The sequence below is a fragment of the Citrobacter sp. W9 genome (assembly GCF_026719375.1).
Classification (GTDB): domain Bacteria; phylum Pseudomonadota; class Gammaproteobacteria; order Enterobacterales; family Enterobacteriaceae; genus Citrobacter; species Citrobacter werkmanii.
This window is the reverse complement of sequence record NZ_JAPPTE010000012.1, coordinates 109,345-128,236: the sequence shown is the minus strand read 5'-3', so window position 1 is coordinate 128,236 and position 18,892 is coordinate 109,345. Positions and strand designations below refer to the sequence as shown.

Genomic DNA, 18,892 nt, shown 5'->3' with positions numbered 1-18,892 from the left:
GCGCAGCGCCATCCGGCGCAGTCACAATGATTTACCCTTCGAAGAACCAATACCCGCTGTTAACCAGTGCGGCCAGCATGGCAAGGAAGGATGGATCTTCCAGCGCATCCTCAAAATTCTCGGCCGTCAGTACGATATGACTGGCAAGGGCTTCAAGGGCAGGACGATGCGGCGAGTCAATTTTCTCACCATTGGCGTAGATATCGTCGCCGATGCGTAATACACGCAATCCACCCAGACGCACTAATACATCCCCTTGCTTCAGGGCATCGTAGATTTCGTCAGGCTGGTACGGTGGCTCTGGCGGGGCAATATCCAGTTCATGACGAGACTGAGAAATAAACTCACCAAACCATTGTTGGAAATGTTCAGGTTGATTAATCAGCCCCAGCATCATTTCGCGCAGCTTGTCCATCTCCTGCGGCAGAACGTCAGCCGGATGATCGCGTGGCGGCAGATCCGGATCGCTGTAATACGTGCTGCCCAGTTCACGCTGCAAAACGTAATCGGCAAATCCGCTAATCAGTTCGCGAGTGTTTGGCGCACGGAAACCCACCGAATAGTTCATGGCGTTTTCCAGCGCGTAGCCTTCGTGTGGGAACCCTGGCGGAATATACAGAATATCGCCGGGTTCCAGCTCTTCATCAATGATGGCTTCAAACGGGTCGACCTGCAGCAGATCCGGGTGAGGGCAGTGCTGCTTCAACTGTAGTTTTTCGCCCACGCGCCAGCGACGACGCCCGGTACCCTGAATAATAAACACATCGTACTGATCCAGATGCGGGCCAACGCCGCCGCCGGGTACGGAGAAGGAGATCATCAGATCGTCAATACGCCAGTCCGGCAGCTCGCGAAACGGACGCATCAGCGCCGCGGTTGGCTCATGCCAGTGATTGACCGCCTGCACCAGCAGCGACCAGTTGTTTTCGCCAAGATGGTCATAGCTTTCGAACGGACCGTGGCTAACCTGCCATTTACCGTCCTGGTGGCTGACGAGTCGGCTGTCGACTTCGCTTTCCATTGCCAGTCCAGCCAGTTCGTCAGGAGAGAGTGGATCAATAAAGTTGTTAAACCCGCGTTTTAAGACCACCGGGCGTTTTTGCCAGTGGCGTTCCAGAAAATCGGGCCAGTTAAGTGTGAGTTGGTATTCCATAATGAGCATCCGCAGGCTGGTATCTGCAACCGATTATAACGGATACTTAACCTCAAGCGTGAAGTCAGTACATATTTATTACATGCGACGATTACTCGTCTTTCTGCCCCGGCTGCTGGCGACCAAAAATAACTTCCATGCGCGCGCCGCCCAACAGGCTGTCACCTGCAATAATCTGCCCGTCATACTGTTCGGTGATTTCACGCGCTACCGCCAGCCCGACACCTTGTCCTGGTCGTAGCGTATCGACACGTTGTCCGCGGTCAAACACCACTTCGCGTTTGCTATGCGGAATGCCGGGGCCATCATCTTCAACCAAAATATGCAGTTGATCCTCTGATAGTCGCGCTGAAATCTCGACGAACTCCAGACAGTATTTACAGGCGTTATCCAGCACGTTTCCCATCACTTCGACAAAATCGTTCTGCTCGCCTACAAAGCTGATTTCAGGTGAGATGTCGAGATTAATGTTAACGCCTTTACGCTGATACACCTTATTCAGCGCCGAAGTAAGTTTATCCAGCAACGGCGCGACAGGATGCAGTTCCCGGCTGAGAAGGGCGCTACTGCCACGCATGCTGGCGCGATGCAGGTAATAGCCAATCTGCTGGGAAATACGGCTGATTTGCTCGAGCATGATGGGCTCCGCGTCGCTTACGTTCATTTTTTCGTTACGCATCGAGCGCATCGTACTTTGCAATACGGCCAGCGGTGTCTTCAGGCTATGCGTGAGATCGGTTAACGTGGTGCGGTATTTGTCGTAGCGCTCACGTTCGCTTTTCAACAGCCGGTTGAGGTTGCGGACCAGACTGGTCAGTTCACGCGTGGTGGCGGGATTCAGCATCTCACGATGATGTTCTTCAAGCTCACGAACTTCACGCGCCAGCGATTCAATAGGCCGCAGGCTCCACCAGGCGGCCACCCATAACAGTGGGATGACTAACAACAGATTAGCGACCAGCACATAAATAAACCAGCTCCAGACCATATACGAGCGCTTTAACTCAATAGGAATGGTATCGACAACCACAATGGTCAGTTGGGGCATTCTGGCGGTGGCTGGGTAGACATTTACCGCTACCGAGTGGGTCATTTCAGCGTCGTCGTCGTCTTCTCTGACTTCTTTTAACTGCTGCTGTGCGGAGTGATCTGCACCCAGCAATGTGCTGGTGGCGTCGACATTGGCCTCAATTTCATGAAAACCATTCGTTTTCAGCCAGTCAGGTTGAATACTCTGGGTCAGCCACGGGACGTTGCGCTGCGCCCACAGCAACTTGCCGTTTTCATCATAAATCAGCGACATTGTGGGGCTTTGCATGTCGAGATTTTCGGGCAACTCGACATTAATTTTACCGTTATCCCATTTCGCCAGGGTATAGAACAGATTGCTCTCGCCGCGCAACAGGCGAAACGTGGTTTTATCAAAGCTGACGCTATAACCCACCAGGGCAACGATGCCGTAGGCCAGTGAGAGCACCAATACCACGCCAGCGGTTGCCAGTAAAAAACGTAGCCGTAGCGATAACGGGAAAAAATGACGCAATAGTTTATTCATTAGCGCAATTCAAAAAGATATCCCTGGCCACGCACGGTGGTGATGACGTCGTCAGGATATTGCGCCTGTATTTTTTTGCGCAGACGTCCCATCAGAACATCAATAGTATGACTTTCACGCAGCTCGGCATCCGGATAAAGCTGCAGCATGAGCGAATCTTTACTGACCACTTTGCCGTTATTGCGGATGAGTGTTTCCATTATGGTGTATTCGAACGCCGTGAGCTTGATAACCTCATCATTGACGGATAACTCGCGGCGAGAGAGGTCCACCTGAAAAGGTGGAAGGGAGATAATCTGCGATGCCAGACCGCTGTTGCGACGCATCAACGCCTGCATGCGTGCAGCCACTTCTTCAATGTGAAACGGTTTGGTGACGTAATCGTCGGCGCCGGCGCTGAGCACTTCCACCTTGTCCTGCCAGCCTTCACGGGCGGTTAATACCAGAATCGGGAGTGAAACATCATTGCTGCGCCAGCGGCGGATCAACGACAAGCCATCTTCATCCGGGAGCCCTAAATCAACGATCGCGATATCCGGCAGATGTTCATTAAGGTAATAGTCTGCTTCCTTAGCATCTTCTGCATCATCCACCTGATGCCCTAAATCCTGTAACTGAACCTTGAGGTGGTGGCGTAATAAAGCATTATCCTCGACAACCAGTACGCGCATCATCGTTACTCCCTATATGAACGGTATGAATAGTTTAACGCTGATTATGTGTCCGTGGGGATAAACATTTAATAAACCGGGGGAAGGGAGGCTATCACTGGCTAAAAAGCCGGAAGGCGCTGACGCTTATCCGGCTTCAATATAACATCAACTGGAGGCCGGAACTGACGAAACCGCCGTCCGGCACAAACCAGATTACTTCAGTTCATCAACCATGGTGATGGCGCGACCAATATAGTTGGCTGGTGTCATCGCTTTCAGGCGAGTTTTCTCGTCTTCCGGCAGGGCCAGGCCATCGATAAACTGTTTCATACCTTCGGCGTCAACGCGTTTACCGCGCGTCAGCTCTTTCAGCTTCTCGTACGGTTTTTCAATGCCATAGCGACGCATTACGGTCTGAATAGGTTCGGCCAGCACTTCCCAGTTATGGTCCAGTTCATCAAGCAGATGCTCGCGATTGACTTCCAGTTTGCTCACGCCCTTCAGCGTGGACTGATACGCGATCAGCGCATAGCCAATACCGACACCCAGGTTGCGCAGAACGGTAGAGTCCGTCAGGTCGCGCTGCCAGCGGGAAACCGGCAGTTTGCTCGCCAGGTGTTGCAGAACCGCGTTAGACAGACCCAGGTTACCTTCGGAATTTTCGAAATCGATTGGGTTAACCTTGTGCGGCATGGTGGAGGAACCGATCTCACCGGCGATAGTTTTCTGTTTGAAATGGTTCAGCGCCACGTAACCCCAGACATCGCGGTCAAAGTCAATCAGGATAGTGTTGAAACGGGCGATGCAATCAAACAGCTCGGCAATGTAGTCGTGCGGTTCAATCTGCGTGGTGTAAGGGTTCCACTGGATGCCCAGCGACGTAACAAACTCTTCGCTGAACTGATGCCAGTCAACTTCCGGGTAAGCGGCGATGTGGGCGTTATAGTTACCGACGGCGCCGTTGATTTTACCGAGAATTTCGACCTGGTTAAGCTGGCGGTACTGGCGCTCCATACGGTAGGCCACGTTCGCCATTTCTTTGCCCAGCGTGGATGGGGTGGCGGGTTGGCCGTGGGTACGGGAGAGCAGAGGGATATCGCGATACTGTACGGACAGATCTTTCACTGCGTCGATAAGCTTACGCCAGTACGGCAGGACCACTTCGTCGCGAGCGGTTTTCAGCATCAGCGCGTGAGACAGGTTGTTGATGTCTTCTGACGTACACGCGAAGTGAATAAACTCGGAAACGGCATGCAGCTCCGGGATATCAGCCACTTTTTCTTTCAGGAAATACTCAACTGCCTTCACATCATGGTTGGTCGTACGCTCAATGGTTTTGATGCGCGCAGCATCTTCTTCATTGAAGTTAGCGACGATCGCATCAAGGAAACCGATTGCGTCGGCAGCAAAAGCAGGAACTTCCTTGATCGCTGCGTGCGCGGCCAGTTTTTGCAGCCAGCGTACTTCAACCTGTACACGGAATTTCAGCAAACCGTATTCGCTGAAAATCCCGCGCAGCGCGCTGACTTTATCGCCGTAGCGTCCATCGACAGGGGAAACGGCGGTCAGTGAGGATAATTCCATAGATCACAACTCCGGGGTTAAATGAGCAAGAATTTGTTTTGCCTGAGTCGTCAGGCGATTACGAGAAAACATGAGTTGCAGACGGCCTCCACCAACCTGATGCCAGAGCACTGCTGCACGAATGCCAGCCAGTAGCGAAGCGCGTACTTTGGCCTGAACCTGCGGGCTCTGAAGGATGGCAGGAGAACCCGTAACCTGAATACGCGGGCCGAGTGGGCTGATGACGTCAACATAAATGCCGGCCATTGCGCTCATCAGCGTTTCTGACTGCAAATCAAAATGGTCCAACTGGCGCTGCAAGCCGTTGATACGGTCTCCCAGCGTGTCCATAGCGCCTTTGGCAGCTGACAGCTTACGCTCCAGTACCATCAGGCTTAACGTGTAGCGGGTGAGTTCCGCATTTAGCCCCTGACGACTGCTGGCGTTGAGCACGCCGAGCAACGTTTCAAGGCCAAGTCGCAGGTTAGCTTCACTCCCGCCAAAAACCCCAAGCGTAGAGCTGGGGTTCATGTCGATGATACTGTTGAGCGAAACGTGTAACGCATCGGCATCACAATGCCCCTGGTGCGCCAGTTCTTGCACCAGGCGTGCCGACTGGCATATACCTGCCAGGGCGAGGGTGATGTCATAATAGTTCTTTGCCACGTTCACTGCTTCCTTGTATCAAATGTGTAAATAATTAGACCGGCAAAGGCAGGCGTTGTTCGATAATTCCGCCGCCGAGGCAGACTTCGCCATTGTAAAAGACAGCCGACTGACCCGGCGTTACCGCCGCGACAGGTTCGTCGAAAATGACTTCAATACGTTCAGCATCCAGCGCTTTAACGGTGCACGGAATGTCGGTCTGACGATAACGGGTTTTCACCGTGCAGCGCATGGTGCCGGTGAACGGTTCGCGATCGACCCAATGCAGCTGTTGCGCCACCAGCCCAACGGACATCAGACGTGGGTGTTCGTGGCCCTGAGCGACAACCAGAATGTTGTTCTCAACGTCTTTATCCACCACATACCATGGATCTTCCGTCCCTTCTTTTGTACCGCCAATGCCCAGACCTTTACGTTGGCCCAGAGTGTGGTACATCAGCCCCTGGTGCTGGCCAATCTCTTCACCGTCAACGGTGATGATTTTACCTGGCTGAGCGGGCAGGTAGCGACCAAGAAATTCGCGGAACTTGCGTTCGCCGATGAAGCAGATACCGGTGGAGTCTTTTTTCTTGGCCGTAATTAGTCCGAGATCTTCGGCAATTTTACGCACCTGTGGTTTTTCCAGTTCGCCAACCGGGAACAGGCTTTGCGCGATTTGCTCATGGCCGAGCGTGTAGAGGAAATAGCTCTGGTCTTTATTGCCATCGAGCCCTCGCAGCAGGCGGCTTTTTCCGTCGACATCCGCGCGGCGTACGTAGTGACCGGTGGCGATGTAATCGGCACCTAAATCTTCGGCGGCAAACTCAAGGAAGGCTTTAAATTTGATTTCTTTATTGCACAGAATATCCGGGTTCGGCGTACGACCCGCTTTGTACTCTTCCAGGAACAGTTCAAAGACGTTGTCCCAGTATTCTGCAGCAAAGTTAACGGTATGCAGTTCAATGCCGAGTTTGTCGCAAACAGCCTGTGCATCCGCGAGGTCGGCAGCCGCTGTGCAATATTCCTCGCCATCGTCCTCTTCCCAGTTCTTCATGAACAGGCCTTCTACCTGATAACCCTGTTGTTGCAACAACCAGGCAGATACGGAAGAATCGACACCGCCGGACATGCCGACGATCACTTTTTTTGGGCTTTCAGACATAGGAATACTCACGACATTGAACTTCAAGGCGGCATATTCTAGCACGCAGCCCTTTACTTGACACCCTCTGTAAACGGCCAGTTAAATTCGCCGATCGTTGCCAGCGGATAGCGCTCTCCACTCTGGTAACAGAGAATACTCTCGGCAACCAGCGGCGAGCGCAGATTTGGCGCTGAAAGAATCTCTTCTGCGCAGACCCAGCGACAGCAATCTATATCACTGTCATGAGGTTCAGTAGCGCACATATTGGCAAGTTCGATAGAAAACAGAAAACGTAAAAAGGGCGTTTTGTCCGGCGCAATCCATTGATGCATTCGAATGAAGTGCTGCGGTTGTGCGTTGATGCCTGTCTCTTCCCATAGCTCACGAGCGGCGGCCTGCACCAGAGTTTCGTCCGCTTCCAGGTGCCCGGCAGGTTGATTCCACAAAGCTTTGCCGTTGATGGTTTCCTCAACCACTAAAAATTTATCTTCTGCATGCACAATGCAGGCGACCGTGACGTGTGGTTTGAACATACAGCTTCCTTATACAGTTGCATCCCGCCATTCGCCGTTAGCGAGATTTTCCAGTGTGTAATCGCCCATGGCATAGCGTATGAGGCGCAGTGTAGGAAACCCAACATGCGCCGTCATCCGACGTACCTGACGGTTGCGGCCTTCATATAAGGTGACTTTTAGCCAACTGGTGGGAATATTCTTCCGTTCACGAATGGGCGGGTTTCTCGGCCACAGCCAGGCAGGTTCTTCTACCATTTGAATTCCTGCGGGCAGTGTAGGGCCATCGTTGAGCGTTACGCCAGTGCGCAGGGCTTCCAGCGCTTCGGGCGTAGGTTCTCCCTCAACCTGAACATAATAAATTTTCCCCGTGCGCTTGCCGGGCTGCGTTAACCGCGCCTGTAATGCGCCATCGTTGGTCAGCACTAAAAGCCCTTCACTGTCCCGATCCAAACGACCCGCAGCATACACGCCTTGCACGGGAATAAAATCTTTTAACGTTTTGCGTCCCGCTTCGTCAGTAAATTGTGGCAAAACATCGTAGGGTTTATTGAACAAAACCACGCGTTTTGGCTGGTTTTCTTTACGCTGTTTAGTGACTTGTCGTGAGCTGAATCGCTTAACTTGGTGATTTCTAAAAGAAGTTTTTTGCATGGTATTTTCAGATTATATCAATTGCCGCATTATAGCCTAAGAACGAGTGTCTTTCATGGCGACGAACAATAGGGTAGTATTGACACGCTCATTACAAATCATTAACAAAAAATTGCTCTAACGCAGTCGTGCAGCAGGACGCCAATGCACATGCAGCGCGATGACAGACGAGCAAACCAGAAGCGCTCGAAGGAGAGGTGAATGGAAAGCAAAGTAGTTGTTCCGGCGGAAGGTAAGAAGATCACCCTGCAAAACGGCAAACTCAACGTTCCTGAAAATCCGATTATCCCGTTCATTGAAGGCGATGGTATCGGCGTTGATGTAACCCCACCGATGATCAAAGTTGTCGATGCTGCTGTCAAGAAAGCCTATAAAGGCGAGCGTAAAATCTCCTGGATGGAAATCTACACCGGCGAGAAATCCACTCAGGTTTATGGTCAGGACGTCTGGCTGCCTGCTGAAACCCTTGATCTGATTCGTGAATATCGTGTTGCCATCAAAGGCCCTCTGACCACGCCAGTTGGCGGCGGTATTCGCTCTCTGAACGTCGCTCTGCGTCAGGAACTTGACCTGTATGTCTGCCTGCGCCCGGTGCGTTATTACCAGGGTACGCCAAGCCCGGTAAAACACCCTGAACTGACCGACATGGTTATCTTCCGTGAAAACTCCGAAGATATCTATGCGGGTATCGAGTGGAAAGCGGACTCCGCAGACGCTGAGAAAGTGATTAAATTCCTGCGCGAAGAAATGGGCGTGAAGAAAATTCGCTTCCCGGAACATTGCGGCATTGGTATCAAGCCGTGTTCTGAAGAAGGGACTAAGCGTCTGGTTCGTGCGGCGATTGAATACGCCATCGCGAACGATCGCGATTCTGTTACCCTGGTACATAAAGGTAACATCATGAAGTTCACTGAAGGCGCGTTCAAAGACTGGGGTTACCAGTTAGCGCGTGAAGAATTCGGTGGTGAATTGATCGATGGTGGCCCGTGGGTGAAAATCAAGAACCCGAAATCCGGCAAAGAAATCGTGGTTAAGGACGTTATCGCCGATGCGTTCCTGCAACAAATCCTGCTGCGCCCTGCTGAGTATGATGTGATTGCGTGTATGAACCTGAACGGCGACTACATCTCTGATGCGCTGGCAGCACAGGTGGGTGGTATTGGTATCGCGCCGGGCGCGAACATCGGTGACGAATGTGCGCTGTTCGAAGCGACTCATGGTACTGCGCCGAAGTACGCAGGCCAGGATAAAGTGAACCCAGGTTCCATCATTCTGTCTGCTGAAATGATGTTGCGCCACATGGGTTGGGTTGAAGCGGCTGACCTAATCGTTAAAGGTATGGAAGGCGCAATCAACGCTAAGACCGTAACCTATGACTTCGAACGTCTGATGGACGGCGCTAAGCTGCTGAAATGTTCAGAGTTTGGTGACGCGATCATCGAAAACATGTAATCCAGATTCTGGGTTGTGTGAGAACGGGAGCCGAGAGGTTCCCGTTTTTTATGCCTGCAACATTGTTTCCCCAAAACGTTTCCCCAAAACCAGGCGTACTCACCCTGTTTTTACTTCGACAACTGTCCAATCCTTACCCCTGTCGTCGTGATATTTGTCTGTCATTTCTCTTGATTTATGTTCCAATAATTTCTGGATATCAATCCCTTGTGCTTTATATCTTCTTTCTGAAAGTGATTGTTGCTCGTGGTTCGTAGTATATTGAAAGTATTCTTGGTTATTCGGTGCTCTGTATGTCCTATTCCATCGGTGAATTTGCGCGGCTTTGTGGAATAACCGCCACAACGCTGCGCGCCTGGCAACGTCGTTATGGACTTCTCAAACCACAGCGTACGGATGGTGGGCACCGGTTGTATAGCGATGACGATATCCAACAGGCGCTTAAAATTCTCGATTGGGTGAAAAAAGGCGTACCGATAAGCCAGGTTAAACCGTTGCTGTCCCGCCCTGGTGCCCGGCGAACGAATAACTGGTTCGCTCTGCAAGAGAGTATGCTGCAGCGCCTGAACGAAGGGAAAATAGAATCTCTGCGCCAGCTTATTTATGATGCCGGCCGCGAATATCCCCGCCCTGAACTGGTGAGCGAGGTGCTGCGCCCTCTGCGAAGCCAGGTATCAGCTAACGTGCCGGCTATCATGACGCTGCGTGAAATCCTCGATGGTATTATTATTTCTTACACCTCGTTTTGCCTGGAAGGAGATAAGCGTGCGCCGGGCGATAACTACCTGATTACAGGCTGGCATCTTACCGACCCCTGCGAGATCTGGCTTGAAGCGCTTGGTCGCACTGGACAGGGACATCGCATTGATGTGCTTCCTGTACCGCCCGCGATGCTTGCGCCTGAAATTTTCCCCGATCGCAAATGGCTGTTGGTGACGTCCGGCAAACTCACCGTAGCGCGCAAAAAACAGATAGACCTCTGGCAACAGCAGGTCAACTCCCTCGAAGTGATCCCGCTTTAATCCTCTGTCATTACCTTTCTTGTGTGTTGATTGGCCACTACCTTAGTGGCTTTCGAATAAATTCTCTCAAAAATACTAAATTTTAATTTGTTGAATTAAATGAATTTATAATTATTTTTTAGTATAAACTTGGACAAATTAAAGTGTTTGTGTAAGTTTTAATTATACCGCCTACGTAATGTGGTTCACACAAGGGTAAGAGCTATGCGCGCACCGCCATCCGTTATCGACAGGTTTGTGGATTACTACGCCAGTTTGGATCGCCAGTCCGTCCCCGCGCTTGCCGGGTTGTACGACGTGCACGCGGTACTTGTCGATCCCTTCGGGGAACATAACGGGCTGTTTGCCATTCAGCGCTATTTCTCGCATCTCCTGGCGAGTGTGAATGCCTGCCGTTTTGCCATTGACCCTCCACTGTGTGAGACCGGGCGGTTTGCCGTGACGTGGACAATGTACTGGTCGCATCCGCGTATTGCTGGCGGAGAAATACGATCTTTGCCGGGATGTTCAATGGTCGAGACACATGGCGAGAAGATTTTTCGCCAGCGTGATTATTACGATGCCGGTGAGATGCTCTATGAGCATCTACCGCTGTTGGGTTGGGCCGTTCGCCACGTTAAAAGGAGGGTGCGCGCATGATGACTGTCCTCATTACTGGCGCAAGTTCTGGGATTGGCGCCGGGCTTGCAAAATCATGGGCCGATGACGGCTGTCACGTGATTGCCTGTGGCCGCAATCCCGAAAGGCTGGAACAACTGCGCCAATCCCACGCCAACATCACAGTACGCCTGTTCGATATGACAGACAGGGACGCCTGTCGCCAGGCGTTGGCGGACTGCAAACCCGAACTGGTTATTCTCTGTGCCGGAACTTGCGAATATCTCGACCACGGCTGGATAGATGCAGGGAAGATTGAACGGGTGATGGCGGCGAATTATCAGGGCCCCATCAACTGCCTGGCAGCGCTTCAGCCGCAGTTAACTTCCGGTAACCGCGTGGTGCTGGTCAGTTCGATGGCGCACTGGCTGCCGTTCCCACGGGCGGAAGCCTATGGTGCGTCTAAAGCCGCGCTAACCTGGTTTGCCAATAGTTTGCGTCTGGATTGGGAGCCAAAGGGGATTGCTGTAACCGTTGTTTCGCCAGGATTTGTTGATACCCCGCTTACCCGTAAAAACGATTTTCCTATGCCCGGGCAGGTGAGTGTAGAGCAGGCGGTGAAGGCTATTCGCCGTGGCCTGGCGAAAGGAAAAAATAGTATTGCCTTCCCGACAGGTTTTGGCGTGTTGCTGCGTCTGTTAGCCGGGCTGCCTGAGAGTCTCCAGCGCGCGTTGCTGCGCAGGATGGTGCGTTCATGAAAATTGCTATCATTGGCAGTGGTATTGCCGGATTAACCTGCGCCTGGCGTCTGGCCGGACATCATCAGGTGACGCTTTTTGAAGCGGCGTCGACCCCGGGCGGCCATACTGCGACGGTAGATATTGCGACTCCACAGGGGAATTTCGCGATTGATAGCGGCTTTATCGTCTACAACGACCGAACTTATCCGCGTTTTATGGGCTTGCTGAGTGAACTCGGTATCCAGGGGCAAAAAACGCAGATGAGTTTTTCGGTGCATAATACGCAAAGCGGTATGGAGTACAGCGGTCATACGCTGACTTCCTTGTTCGCCCAACGTCAGAACCTGCTCAAACCCGCATTTTGGGGAATGCTGAAAGAGATTGTCCGTTTTAATCGTCTGGCTAAACGGGCATTGAATGATGTCGATGCAAACGCCACGCTACAGACCTTCCTCGACCAGCACCACTTCAGCGCGTTCTTTGCGCGTCATTATATTCTGCCGATGGGCGCAGCTATCTGGTCATCTTCGCTACAGGAGATGCGCCGTTTTCCGTTGCCGCTGTTCTTACACTTCTTTGAACACCACGGCCTGCTGGATATCTGGCATCGTCCGCAGTGGTACGTGGTGCCAGGCGGATCGCGCGAGTACATTCGCGTTATGCTAGCGAAGCTGGGTGAGCGTCTGGCATTGCACCTCAATGCGCCTGTTCAGCAGGTTATTCGTCACGACAGCGGCGTCAAAATCCAGTTGGCAGGATCAGTACAGACGTTTGATCAGGTGATCTTCGCTTGTCATTCTTCGCAGGCTCTGGTCGTGCTTGGTGATGCCACCCCCGCAGAACGCGACGTGCTGGGCGCAATTAGCTGGCAGCGTAATGAGGTCGTATTGCACAGCGATCGCCGCTGGTTACCGGTACGTGAACGCGCGTGGGCAAGCTGGAATTACCGCCTGAGTGGGCAAGATCGCGCCAGCGCCTGCGTCACCTATAACATGAATATTCTCCAGGGATTACCCGAAGGAAGCCCGCTATTCTGCGTGACCCTCAACCCGGACACCCCTATTGACGAGCGATTCGTCTGGCGACGCTTTGTCTACGAGCACCCATTGTTTAATCCCGACAGCTGGCGCGCGCAGGCGCGCCGCACTGAGATCAACGGCCTGCGTCGGACCTGGTTCTGCGGGGCTTATTGGTACAACGGCTTTCATGAGGATGGCGTGCGCAGCGCGCTCGATGTAGTACACGGCATTGCCGCAGGAGAGGGGGGCTAAGATGAACAGCTGCCTGTACCACGGTGTTTTGCGCCATCGCCGCCTCCAGCCAGCAACACACCAGTTTAGTTATCAGGTGTTTATGGCGTGGCTCGATTTAGATGAACTCGCACAGCTTCCGGGCGTGGGCGTGAAACGCAATCGCTTCGCCGCGGCCGCTTTTCATGATGCGGATTACCCGCTGGGGACACCGTTAAGAGAGAGCGTGTTGAATAAGCTTACCTGCCTGACGGGCGAACATCCCGGGGGGCGTGTAATGCTTCTGACACAGCTGCGCTATTTCGGTTTTCATTTTAACCCGGTCAATTTTTACTACTGCTATGACCGTTCACAGCGTCTGCGCTGGGTACTGGCGGAAGTCCGCAATACGCCATGGAATGAGCGACATTACTACGCTGTAGACGCACAGGAAAAGCGTCCGTTGGAAAAAGCGTTCCATGTATCGCCGTTTAACCCGATGGATATGGTCTATCACTGGCGATTTAACCCGCCGGGTAAAACGCTGCATATGCATATCGAAAACCACCAGGCAGAGAAGATTTTTGATGCCAGCCTGATGCTCAAACGCGAGCCGTTGACGCAGGTGAGTTTACGCGCGTTGCTGCTACGACTGCCGTTAATGACGCTGAAAACGGTGTTCGCGATTTACTGGCAGGCGCTACGCCTGTGGCTCAAGCGAGTCCCTCTCTACAACCATCCCGTCAGCAGGAGTGAACGATCATGACCGATCCCGTCTTTGCGCTTGAACCTGATGTTCCGCGCAACCTGCGTGTGGCGCGTTGGCTTCTTTTCCGCATGCTGAGCGGCCTTCGCCAGGGTTCAGTCACGGTGCGGGAAGGGGAGCAGACCTTACACTTTGGTGATGTTTCAGCTGAATTACGCGCTGACGTACATATTCTCTCGCCCAGGGTGTACTGGCGGGTGCTGAAAGGCGGAAGTCTTGCGGCGGCTGAGGCCTGGATGGACGGAGAGTGGGAAACGCAACAGCTCACGCCGTTACTGCAAATATTTGCGCTTAACAGCACCCTACTGGGACGCCTGGAAAGCGGTTTTCGCCTGCTTGGCCGACCCGCCGAGCGTTTACGTCACTGGACGCGTCGCAACCATCGGCAACAAGCAAGAGAAAACATTGCCGCGCATTACGATCTCGGCAATGCATTTTACGCGCACTTTCTTGATGAGGATTTACTCTATTCCAGCGCCTTATTCACCCGCCCCGAGCAGTCTTTAGCGCAGGCTCAGCAGGCCAAAATGGCGCGGCTTTGCGAGCAACTGGCACTGACCGCGAATGACCACCTGCTGGAGATTGGTACTGGTTGGGGGGCGATGGCGGAATACGCCGCCCGCCATTACGGTTGCCGTGTAACCACCACGACCCTGTCTCAGGAACAGTTTGCCTGGGCGAAAGCGCGGATTGCCCGCGCAGGTTTACAGGAGAGAGTCAACGTCCTGCTGTGCGACTACCGCGACCTGACCGGGGAATTCGACAAACTGGTGTCGGTTGAAATGATCGAAGCGGTTGGTCAGCGTTATCTGCCGACGTTTTTCCGTACCTGCCAGGCGCGACTGCGTCGTGGGGGAAAACTGGCGATTCAGGCCATTACCATTCAGGATCAGCGCTATCGCGAATACAGCAAAGGCGTTGATTTTATTCAGCGCTATATCTTTCCAGGGGGCTTTTTACCCAGTATCACCGCGATGAGCGGCCTGATGACAAAGCATACTGACTTTGTGGTTCGTAATCTGTTCGATATGGGGCCCGACTACGCCCGAACGCTTGCGCACTGGCGACAAGGATTTGTTCACGCCTGGCATGACATTGAAAAACTGGGATTTGATGAGCGTTTTCGCCGTATGTGGCTGTACTACTTCGGCTACTGCGAAGCCGGTTTTAACGCCCGCACGATCAGCGTGGTGCAACTGACGGCGGAACGTCCATGAACCGCCATTTACAGGTCTTTATCCTGGCTGTCGGGTTCGATCTGTACTGGCTCATGGTGGTGATATTTCGTGAGCGCGGCCTGGCGTTATGGCTTGGGCTGGCTATTCTGGCCTGCTTCTTGCTGCCGTCTGCGCAACGTCTGTACGCGTTAATGCTGGCAGCGGTGGGTAGTGGTCTGGATGCGCTGTGGGCGTTGACGGGGTTGATTAATTTTCACGGCGAAGCATTGTTGCCGTTATGGATGGTTGCGCTTTGGCTCATGTTCGCTGTCCTGTGGACGCACCTTACCTGCTCGACTACCTTGCCGGGATGGCTGCTGGCCATAATGGCCACCGGTGGTGGGCCGATCGCCTATGTGATAGGAGAGCGTTTGGGGGCCATTATTTTTCTGGAACCAACATTTATTGTTGTTGGCTTAATGGCGACGGGCTGGCTGGTGTTGATGCTGTTTTTTCATATTTTCATGGGGAAACACTAATGAAACCTGCCCTATTGATACTGCTGGGCGTCATGGCGACGGCGCCTTTTGCCGGTGCCGCTGACTGGTTAAGCTGGCGGATAGTCGGCGATGCGACGCTCTCCTGGGGACCATTCACGATCTATACCTCACAACTGCGCACGCCGGATGGGCGCTATCGCGGGCTGAAAGAGGATCAAGCACTGATTATCACCTATCAGCGCAATATTGAACGGCAAGAACTGGTTAATGCCACCCGCGATCAGTGGCGAGCGCAGGGTATTCTCGGGCGGGAAGCGCAGAGTGAGTCCTGGCTTCGCATGTTGAGTGAGATATGGCCAGACGTCGCGCCAGGTACGCAACTGGCTTTTGTATTGCAAGATAAGCAGGGGAAGTTTTGGTATCGCGCTTCGGCGGCTCAAAGGCACTTTATCCCGCTTGGCCCACCGCAGTCGGCGGCGTTCAGCGAAAACTTTCTCTCTGTCTGGCTGGGTTCCCGCACGCAATATCCTGAGCTGCGTCAGCAGCTTACTGGAGGTGAAAAATGAAACGTTTATTGGCCCTGAGCCTGCCCTTGCTGATGCAGGTGGCTGGTTGTAGCGCTGAAATTGCCGACTATCGGCAACAGCAGCCGACGCTGGATATCTTTCAGTATTTTCAGGGAGAAACGCAAGCATGGGGGATGATTCAGGACCGCAGCGGTAAACAGCTTCGTCGCTTCCATGTCGATATTAACGGCGATGTGGTGGGAGACACATTGACCCTCAACGAACGCTTTGTGTACGACGATGGAGAGAAACAGCAGCGGGTATGGCGTATCCGTAAAGTTAGCGCCGATCGTTACGAAGGTACTGCCGGTGACATTGAAGGCGTGGCGAAGGGGCAAGCAGCGGGCAACGCGTTCAACTGGCATTACAGCATGAATGTGAAAGCCAGCGGCAGAACCTGGTTGCTGAATTTTGACGACTGGATGTACATGCAGGATGCTAACCATCTGTTTAATAAAACGGAGATGAAGAAATTTGGCCTCACCGTCGGTACGGTGACGCTTTTCTTCTCCCGTAAAACGCGATAGTGAGGAAGAGGTCATGAAAATGCAACCCATCGTTGGGATCAGCGGCTGTTTAACGGGATCTGCCGTCCGCTTTGACGGCGGGCATAAACGGGCAGAATTTGCGATGGAGAAACTAGCCCAGTGGGTGACTTTCCAGCCTGTTTGCCCGGAGATGGCGATAGGTTTGCCTGTCCCTCGGCCAGCGCTGCGCCTGGTGCAAACGACTGTCGGGGATATTCGCATGCGTTTCAGTCACGCACCTCACGAAGACGTGACCGACGAAATGGCTGACTTCTGCCAGCGGTATCTGGCAGGGCTGGACACACTGTCCGGTTTTATCGTCTGTGCAAAATCCCCCAGTTGTGGCATGGAACGTGTGCGCTTATATGACGATAAAGGCAATCGCGGGCGTAAAGACGGGGTAGGACTGTTTACCGCCGCGCTGATGGAGAAATATCCGTGGCTACCGGTAGAAGAAGACGGGCGACTGCACGATCCGGTCCTACGCGAAAACTTCGTCGAAAGGGTTTTCGCGCTACATGAGCTCAATATGCTGCGCAAAAATGGCCTGACGCGGCGGGCTCTACTGGATTTTCATAGCCGTTATAAATTGCAATTGCTGGCTCACCATCAGGCCGGATATAGGCAAATTGGCCCATTTGTCGCATCACTGCATGAATGGGAGGATCTGGAGGCTTTCTTTGCGGTCTACCGGGATAATTTAATGACAATTCTGAAGAAACCCGCCTCACGTAAAAACCACACAAACGTGCTTCTGCACATTCAGGGGTACTTCCGTAATCAATTAACAATGCGTCAGCGCGGCGAGTTGCGCGAGGTGATCCTTCATTACCGCGCAGGACTACTGCCCATCCTGGCCCCGATGACGTTGCTGAAACATTATCTGGCGGAATACCCGGACGATTATCTGCTGACGCAGAATTACTTTGATCCCTACCCGCAAGAATTAGCATTGCGACTGACTGTTAATTGATCATGACTGATAAACAGAACCGAGCAGAGTGATAATTTATGTCGTGTTCGAATATTTAATTACCACTCTTCGCTTATAGTAGACGTCAGCTTTACCTTTATCGGTATTGTGTATGTCTACAATTTAATCTTATTTCCCGATAAGTGTTACTTTTAACCTTCGTGAAAAAGAAACAAAATCATTCCTGCCATACAGTTTAAACAAATTGAACCATCGGTTCTTACCGAGATGATTTAGTTTGATTAATTGAGGTTTATAATGGTAGCACATTATAAAAATACCCTGATCATCATCCACAATATTGTTTTTAAGCGTTGTCATTTGGCACTGACAAACCAATTCATAAAATTCTTTCCATTTATTTTGTGTTGCAATAATGGCACCGCCAATAATATAAGAGCGATTATTAATCATGTGATCGAAAACCTGATGAAGCGTTTTGACAGTTAAACCTTTTTTTACTGTGAATAAGTTAACTTTGTTGACGTCAAAACGATAATCCCAGCGAGATAATCCATCTATTACTTTCGCATTACGACAGTAACCAAAATCAACCCATGCAACCATATTATTATTTACAAGGTTTAACTCTATTGCCTTATTTACAAAGTATGTCTTCAGGTTGCAAACTAGTACGTAGTCTGAGGACCAGTATTCAGGGTTTATTAGTTGGCGAGTTTCAAGCTTATTTCTAAACTCATCATTTCTCTGGATCTGAGAAATCCTGTTTTTAATGTGTTGGAATTTTTTATTAATATCTAAGGGGATTACAACAGTACGTTTACCATTTCTAATTTTTTCTATTTTTGGTTTGAGATCGCAGGATGTAAATATAACCATGTCATTATCTAACTCAGACAAGTTTTTAAAATAATTGATGTAGGTATCAGATGTTCTCTCTAGATGAGGAGAGAAACCTTTATCACTCGTCCAGTTTCCTCGTCCTATATCGAAAAATGCTGTAACGATGGTAATAGATGAATTCATTTCTATGTAGTCCGTTTTTCAATCCAATAACCATTTGATTATGGGGAATATATTTTTGATATCTGTAGTAATGTGGTATTCTAACAGTATCAATATGAAGCAGGAAGCATAATGTGCTATGTAAAATGATAAATAATTGTTACCAACCGCGCAGATTGTACTTCTCCGGCAGTGAATTAAGGCGTTTAATCTGAAAGCAGCCACATATCGGCTTCTTCAAACATTTCCTGAACAGTGCGACTAATCTGTTCTTTCTCGTGCTTACTGGCGTCAGTGTTGATCGCTGGTAGAGTCAGCATCGGTTTAACCCGGACATCAGCATCTGGAAAGATTCGCTGTACTCTCTTTCTCAATTCGCCCAGAATGATCTCTTTTGCGCCTGGCAGACCATCAAAATTCCTTTTGTCATAAACGAGTTCCACGAACATTGTTACTTTCCTTTATCTGTATAAAAACACAGTACTTATACTGTGTTTTTATCTGATATACAAGGGGCG

The 18,892-nt window shown here is 51.5% G+C and carries 21 protein-coding genes and 1 pseudogene; 11 read left to right on the top strand and 11 right to left on the bottom strand.

What is annotated here, in order from left to right; translation table 11 throughout:
- Positions 1-31: 31 nt before the first annotated feature.
- The 8 genes from roxA to rluE form a co-directional block, all read right to left on the bottom strand.
- On the bottom strand, positions 32-1,153 hold the full coding sequence (gene roxA / locus OOJ59_RS17430; RefSeq protein ID WP_038639870.1) for a [50S ribosomal protein L16]-arginine 3-hydroxylase: 1,122 nt from the start codon (positions 1,151-1,153) through the stop codon (positions 32-34).
- Positions 1,154-1,244: 91 nt separating this feature from the next.
- The gene (phoQ, locus tag OOJ59_RS17425) at positions 1,245-2,708 is read right to left on the bottom strand and encodes a two-component system sensor histidine kinase PhoQ (protein ID WP_069323350.1); all 1,464 of its coding nucleotides are present in this window, start codon (positions 2,706-2,708) and stop codon (positions 1,245-1,247) included.
- Entirely contained in the window at positions 2,708-3,379 is a 672-nt protein-coding gene (gene phoP, locus OOJ59_RS17420) for a two-component system response regulator PhoP (RefSeq protein ID WP_042309337.1), read from the bottom strand. Before phoP ends, phoQ begins: the two co-directional genes overlap by 1 nt.
- Positions 3,380-3,574: 195 nt before the next feature.
- The gene (purB, locus tag OOJ59_RS17415; protein WP_038639900.1) at positions 3,575-4,945 is read right to left on the bottom strand and encodes an adenylosuccinate lyase; all 1,371 of its coding nucleotides are present in this window, start codon (positions 4,943-4,945) and stop codon (positions 3,575-3,577) included.
- A gap of 3 nt (positions 4,946-4,948) precedes the next feature.
- Positions 4,949-5,590, bottom strand: coding sequence for a high frequency lysogenization protein HflD (gene hflD, locus OOJ59_RS17410; RefSeq protein ID WP_032940122.1), 642 nt, complete (start codon positions 5,588-5,590; stop codon positions 4,949-4,951).
- A gap of 34 nt (positions 5,591-5,624) precedes the next feature.
- Positions 5,625-6,731 (bottom strand): tRNA 2-thiouridine(34) synthase MnmA, encoded by a 1,107-nt coding sequence (gene mnmA, locus OOJ59_RS17405; RefSeq protein ID WP_003832402.1) that lies wholly within the window; start codon positions 6,729-6,731, stop codon positions 5,625-5,627.
- A gap of 53 nt (positions 6,732-6,784) precedes the next feature.
- The gene (locus OOJ59_RS17400) at positions 6,785-7,246 is read right to left on the bottom strand and encodes an NUDIX hydrolase (RefSeq protein WP_160956190.1); all 462 of its coding nucleotides are present in this window, start codon (positions 7,244-7,246) and stop codon (positions 6,785-6,787) included.
- A 9-nt stretch (positions 7,247-7,255) separates the two neighbouring features.
- A complete protein-coding gene (gene rluE / locus OOJ59_RS17395; RefSeq protein WP_069325366.1) occupies positions 7,256-7,879 on the bottom strand; it encodes a 23S rRNA pseudouridine(2457) synthase RluE in 624 nt (207 codons plus the stop codon).
- A 201-nt stretch (positions 7,880-8,080) separates the two neighbouring features.
- Here rluE and icd point away from each other — a divergent pair, with 201 nt between their 5' ends.
- Positions 8,081-9,331, top strand: coding sequence for an NADP-dependent isocitrate dehydrogenase (gene icd / locus OOJ59_RS17390; protein WP_038639915.1), 1,251 nt, complete (start codon positions 8,081-8,083; stop codon positions 9,329-9,331).
- A gap of 99 nt (positions 9,332-9,430) precedes the next feature.
- Here icd and OOJ59_RS17385 read toward each other — a convergent pair.
- A pseudogene (locus OOJ59_RS17385) lies at positions 9,431-9,586 on the bottom strand (integrase); the annotation flags it as partial.
- Between the two features lie 38 nt (positions 9,587-9,624).
- Between OOJ59_RS17385 and OOJ59_RS17380 the strand changes: the two are divergent.
- From OOJ59_RS17380 to OOJ59_RS17335, 10 genes are all read left to right on the top strand, one after another.
- A complete protein-coding gene (locus tag OOJ59_RS17380; RefSeq protein WP_150344927.1) occupies positions 9,625-10,353 on the top strand; it encodes a MerR family transcriptional regulator in 729 nt (242 codons plus the stop codon).
- A 204-nt stretch (positions 10,354-10,557) separates the two neighbouring features.
- Positions 10,558-10,992: a nuclear transport factor 2 family protein gene (locus tag OOJ59_RS17375; protein ID WP_160956191.1), complete on the top strand. Its 435-nt coding sequence runs from the start codon at positions 10,558-10,560 to the stop codon at positions 10,990-10,992.
- Complete coding sequence (locus OOJ59_RS17370) at positions 10,989-11,708, top strand: SDR family NAD(P)-dependent oxidoreductase (RefSeq protein WP_038639926.1); 720 nt, start codon at positions 10,989-10,991, stop codon at positions 11,706-11,708. Before OOJ59_RS17375 ends, OOJ59_RS17370 begins: the two co-directional genes overlap by 4 nt.
- Positions 11,705-12,961, top strand: coding sequence for an NAD(P)/FAD-dependent oxidoreductase (locus OOJ59_RS17365; RefSeq protein WP_160956192.1), 1,257 nt, complete (start codon positions 11,705-11,707; stop codon positions 12,959-12,961). The genes OOJ59_RS17370 and OOJ59_RS17365 overlap by 4 nt, the downstream gene beginning before the upstream one ends.
- A gap of 1 nt (position 12,962) precedes the next feature.
- The gene (locus OOJ59_RS17360; protein WP_160956193.1) at positions 12,963-13,685 is read left to right on the top strand and encodes a DUF1365 domain-containing protein; all 723 of its coding nucleotides are present in this window, start codon (positions 12,963-12,965) and stop codon (positions 13,683-13,685) included.
- Complete coding sequence (locus OOJ59_RS17355; RefSeq protein ID WP_160956194.1) at positions 13,682-14,902, top strand: SAM-dependent methyltransferase; 1,221 nt, start codon at positions 13,682-13,684, stop codon at positions 14,900-14,902. The genes OOJ59_RS17360 and OOJ59_RS17355 overlap by 4 nt, the downstream gene beginning before the upstream one ends.
- Complete coding sequence (locus tag OOJ59_RS17350) at positions 14,899-15,381, top strand: DUF2878 domain-containing protein (RefSeq protein ID WP_160956195.1); 483 nt, start codon at positions 14,899-14,901, stop codon at positions 15,379-15,381. Before OOJ59_RS17355 ends, OOJ59_RS17350 begins: the two co-directional genes overlap by 4 nt.
- Positions 15,381-15,908 carry a hypothetical protein gene (locus OOJ59_RS17345; protein WP_160956196.1) on the top strand — a complete coding sequence of 176 codons (528 nt, stop codon included), beginning with the start codon at positions 15,381-15,383 and terminating at the stop codon, positions 15,906-15,908. Before OOJ59_RS17350 ends, OOJ59_RS17345 begins: the two co-directional genes overlap by 1 nt.
- The gene (locus tag OOJ59_RS17340) at positions 15,905-16,435 is read left to right on the top strand and encodes a DUF3833 domain-containing protein (protein ID WP_160956197.1); all 531 of its coding nucleotides are present in this window, start codon (positions 15,905-15,907) and stop codon (positions 16,433-16,435) included. The genes OOJ59_RS17345 and OOJ59_RS17340 overlap by 4 nt, the downstream gene beginning before the upstream one ends.
- A gap of 13 nt (positions 16,436-16,448) precedes the next feature.
- Positions 16,449-17,408 (top strand): YbgA family protein, encoded by a 960-nt coding sequence (locus tag OOJ59_RS17335; protein WP_193157022.1) that lies wholly within the window; start codon positions 16,449-16,451, stop codon positions 17,406-17,408.
- Positions 17,409-17,537: 129 nt separating this feature from the next.
- On the opposite strand, the gene yibB is transcribed toward OOJ59_RS17335, so the two are convergent.
- Positions 17,538-18,395, bottom strand: coding sequence for a protein YibB (gene yibB / locus OOJ59_RS17330; RefSeq protein WP_193157024.1), 858 nt, complete (start codon positions 18,393-18,395; stop codon positions 17,538-17,540).
- Between the two features lie 185 nt (positions 18,396-18,580).
- Entirely contained in the window at positions 18,581-18,823 is a 243-nt protein-coding gene (locus tag OOJ59_RS17325; RefSeq protein ID WP_085049538.1) for a DinI-like family protein, read from the bottom strand.
- Between the last annotated feature and the right edge of the window lie 69 nt (positions 18,824-18,892).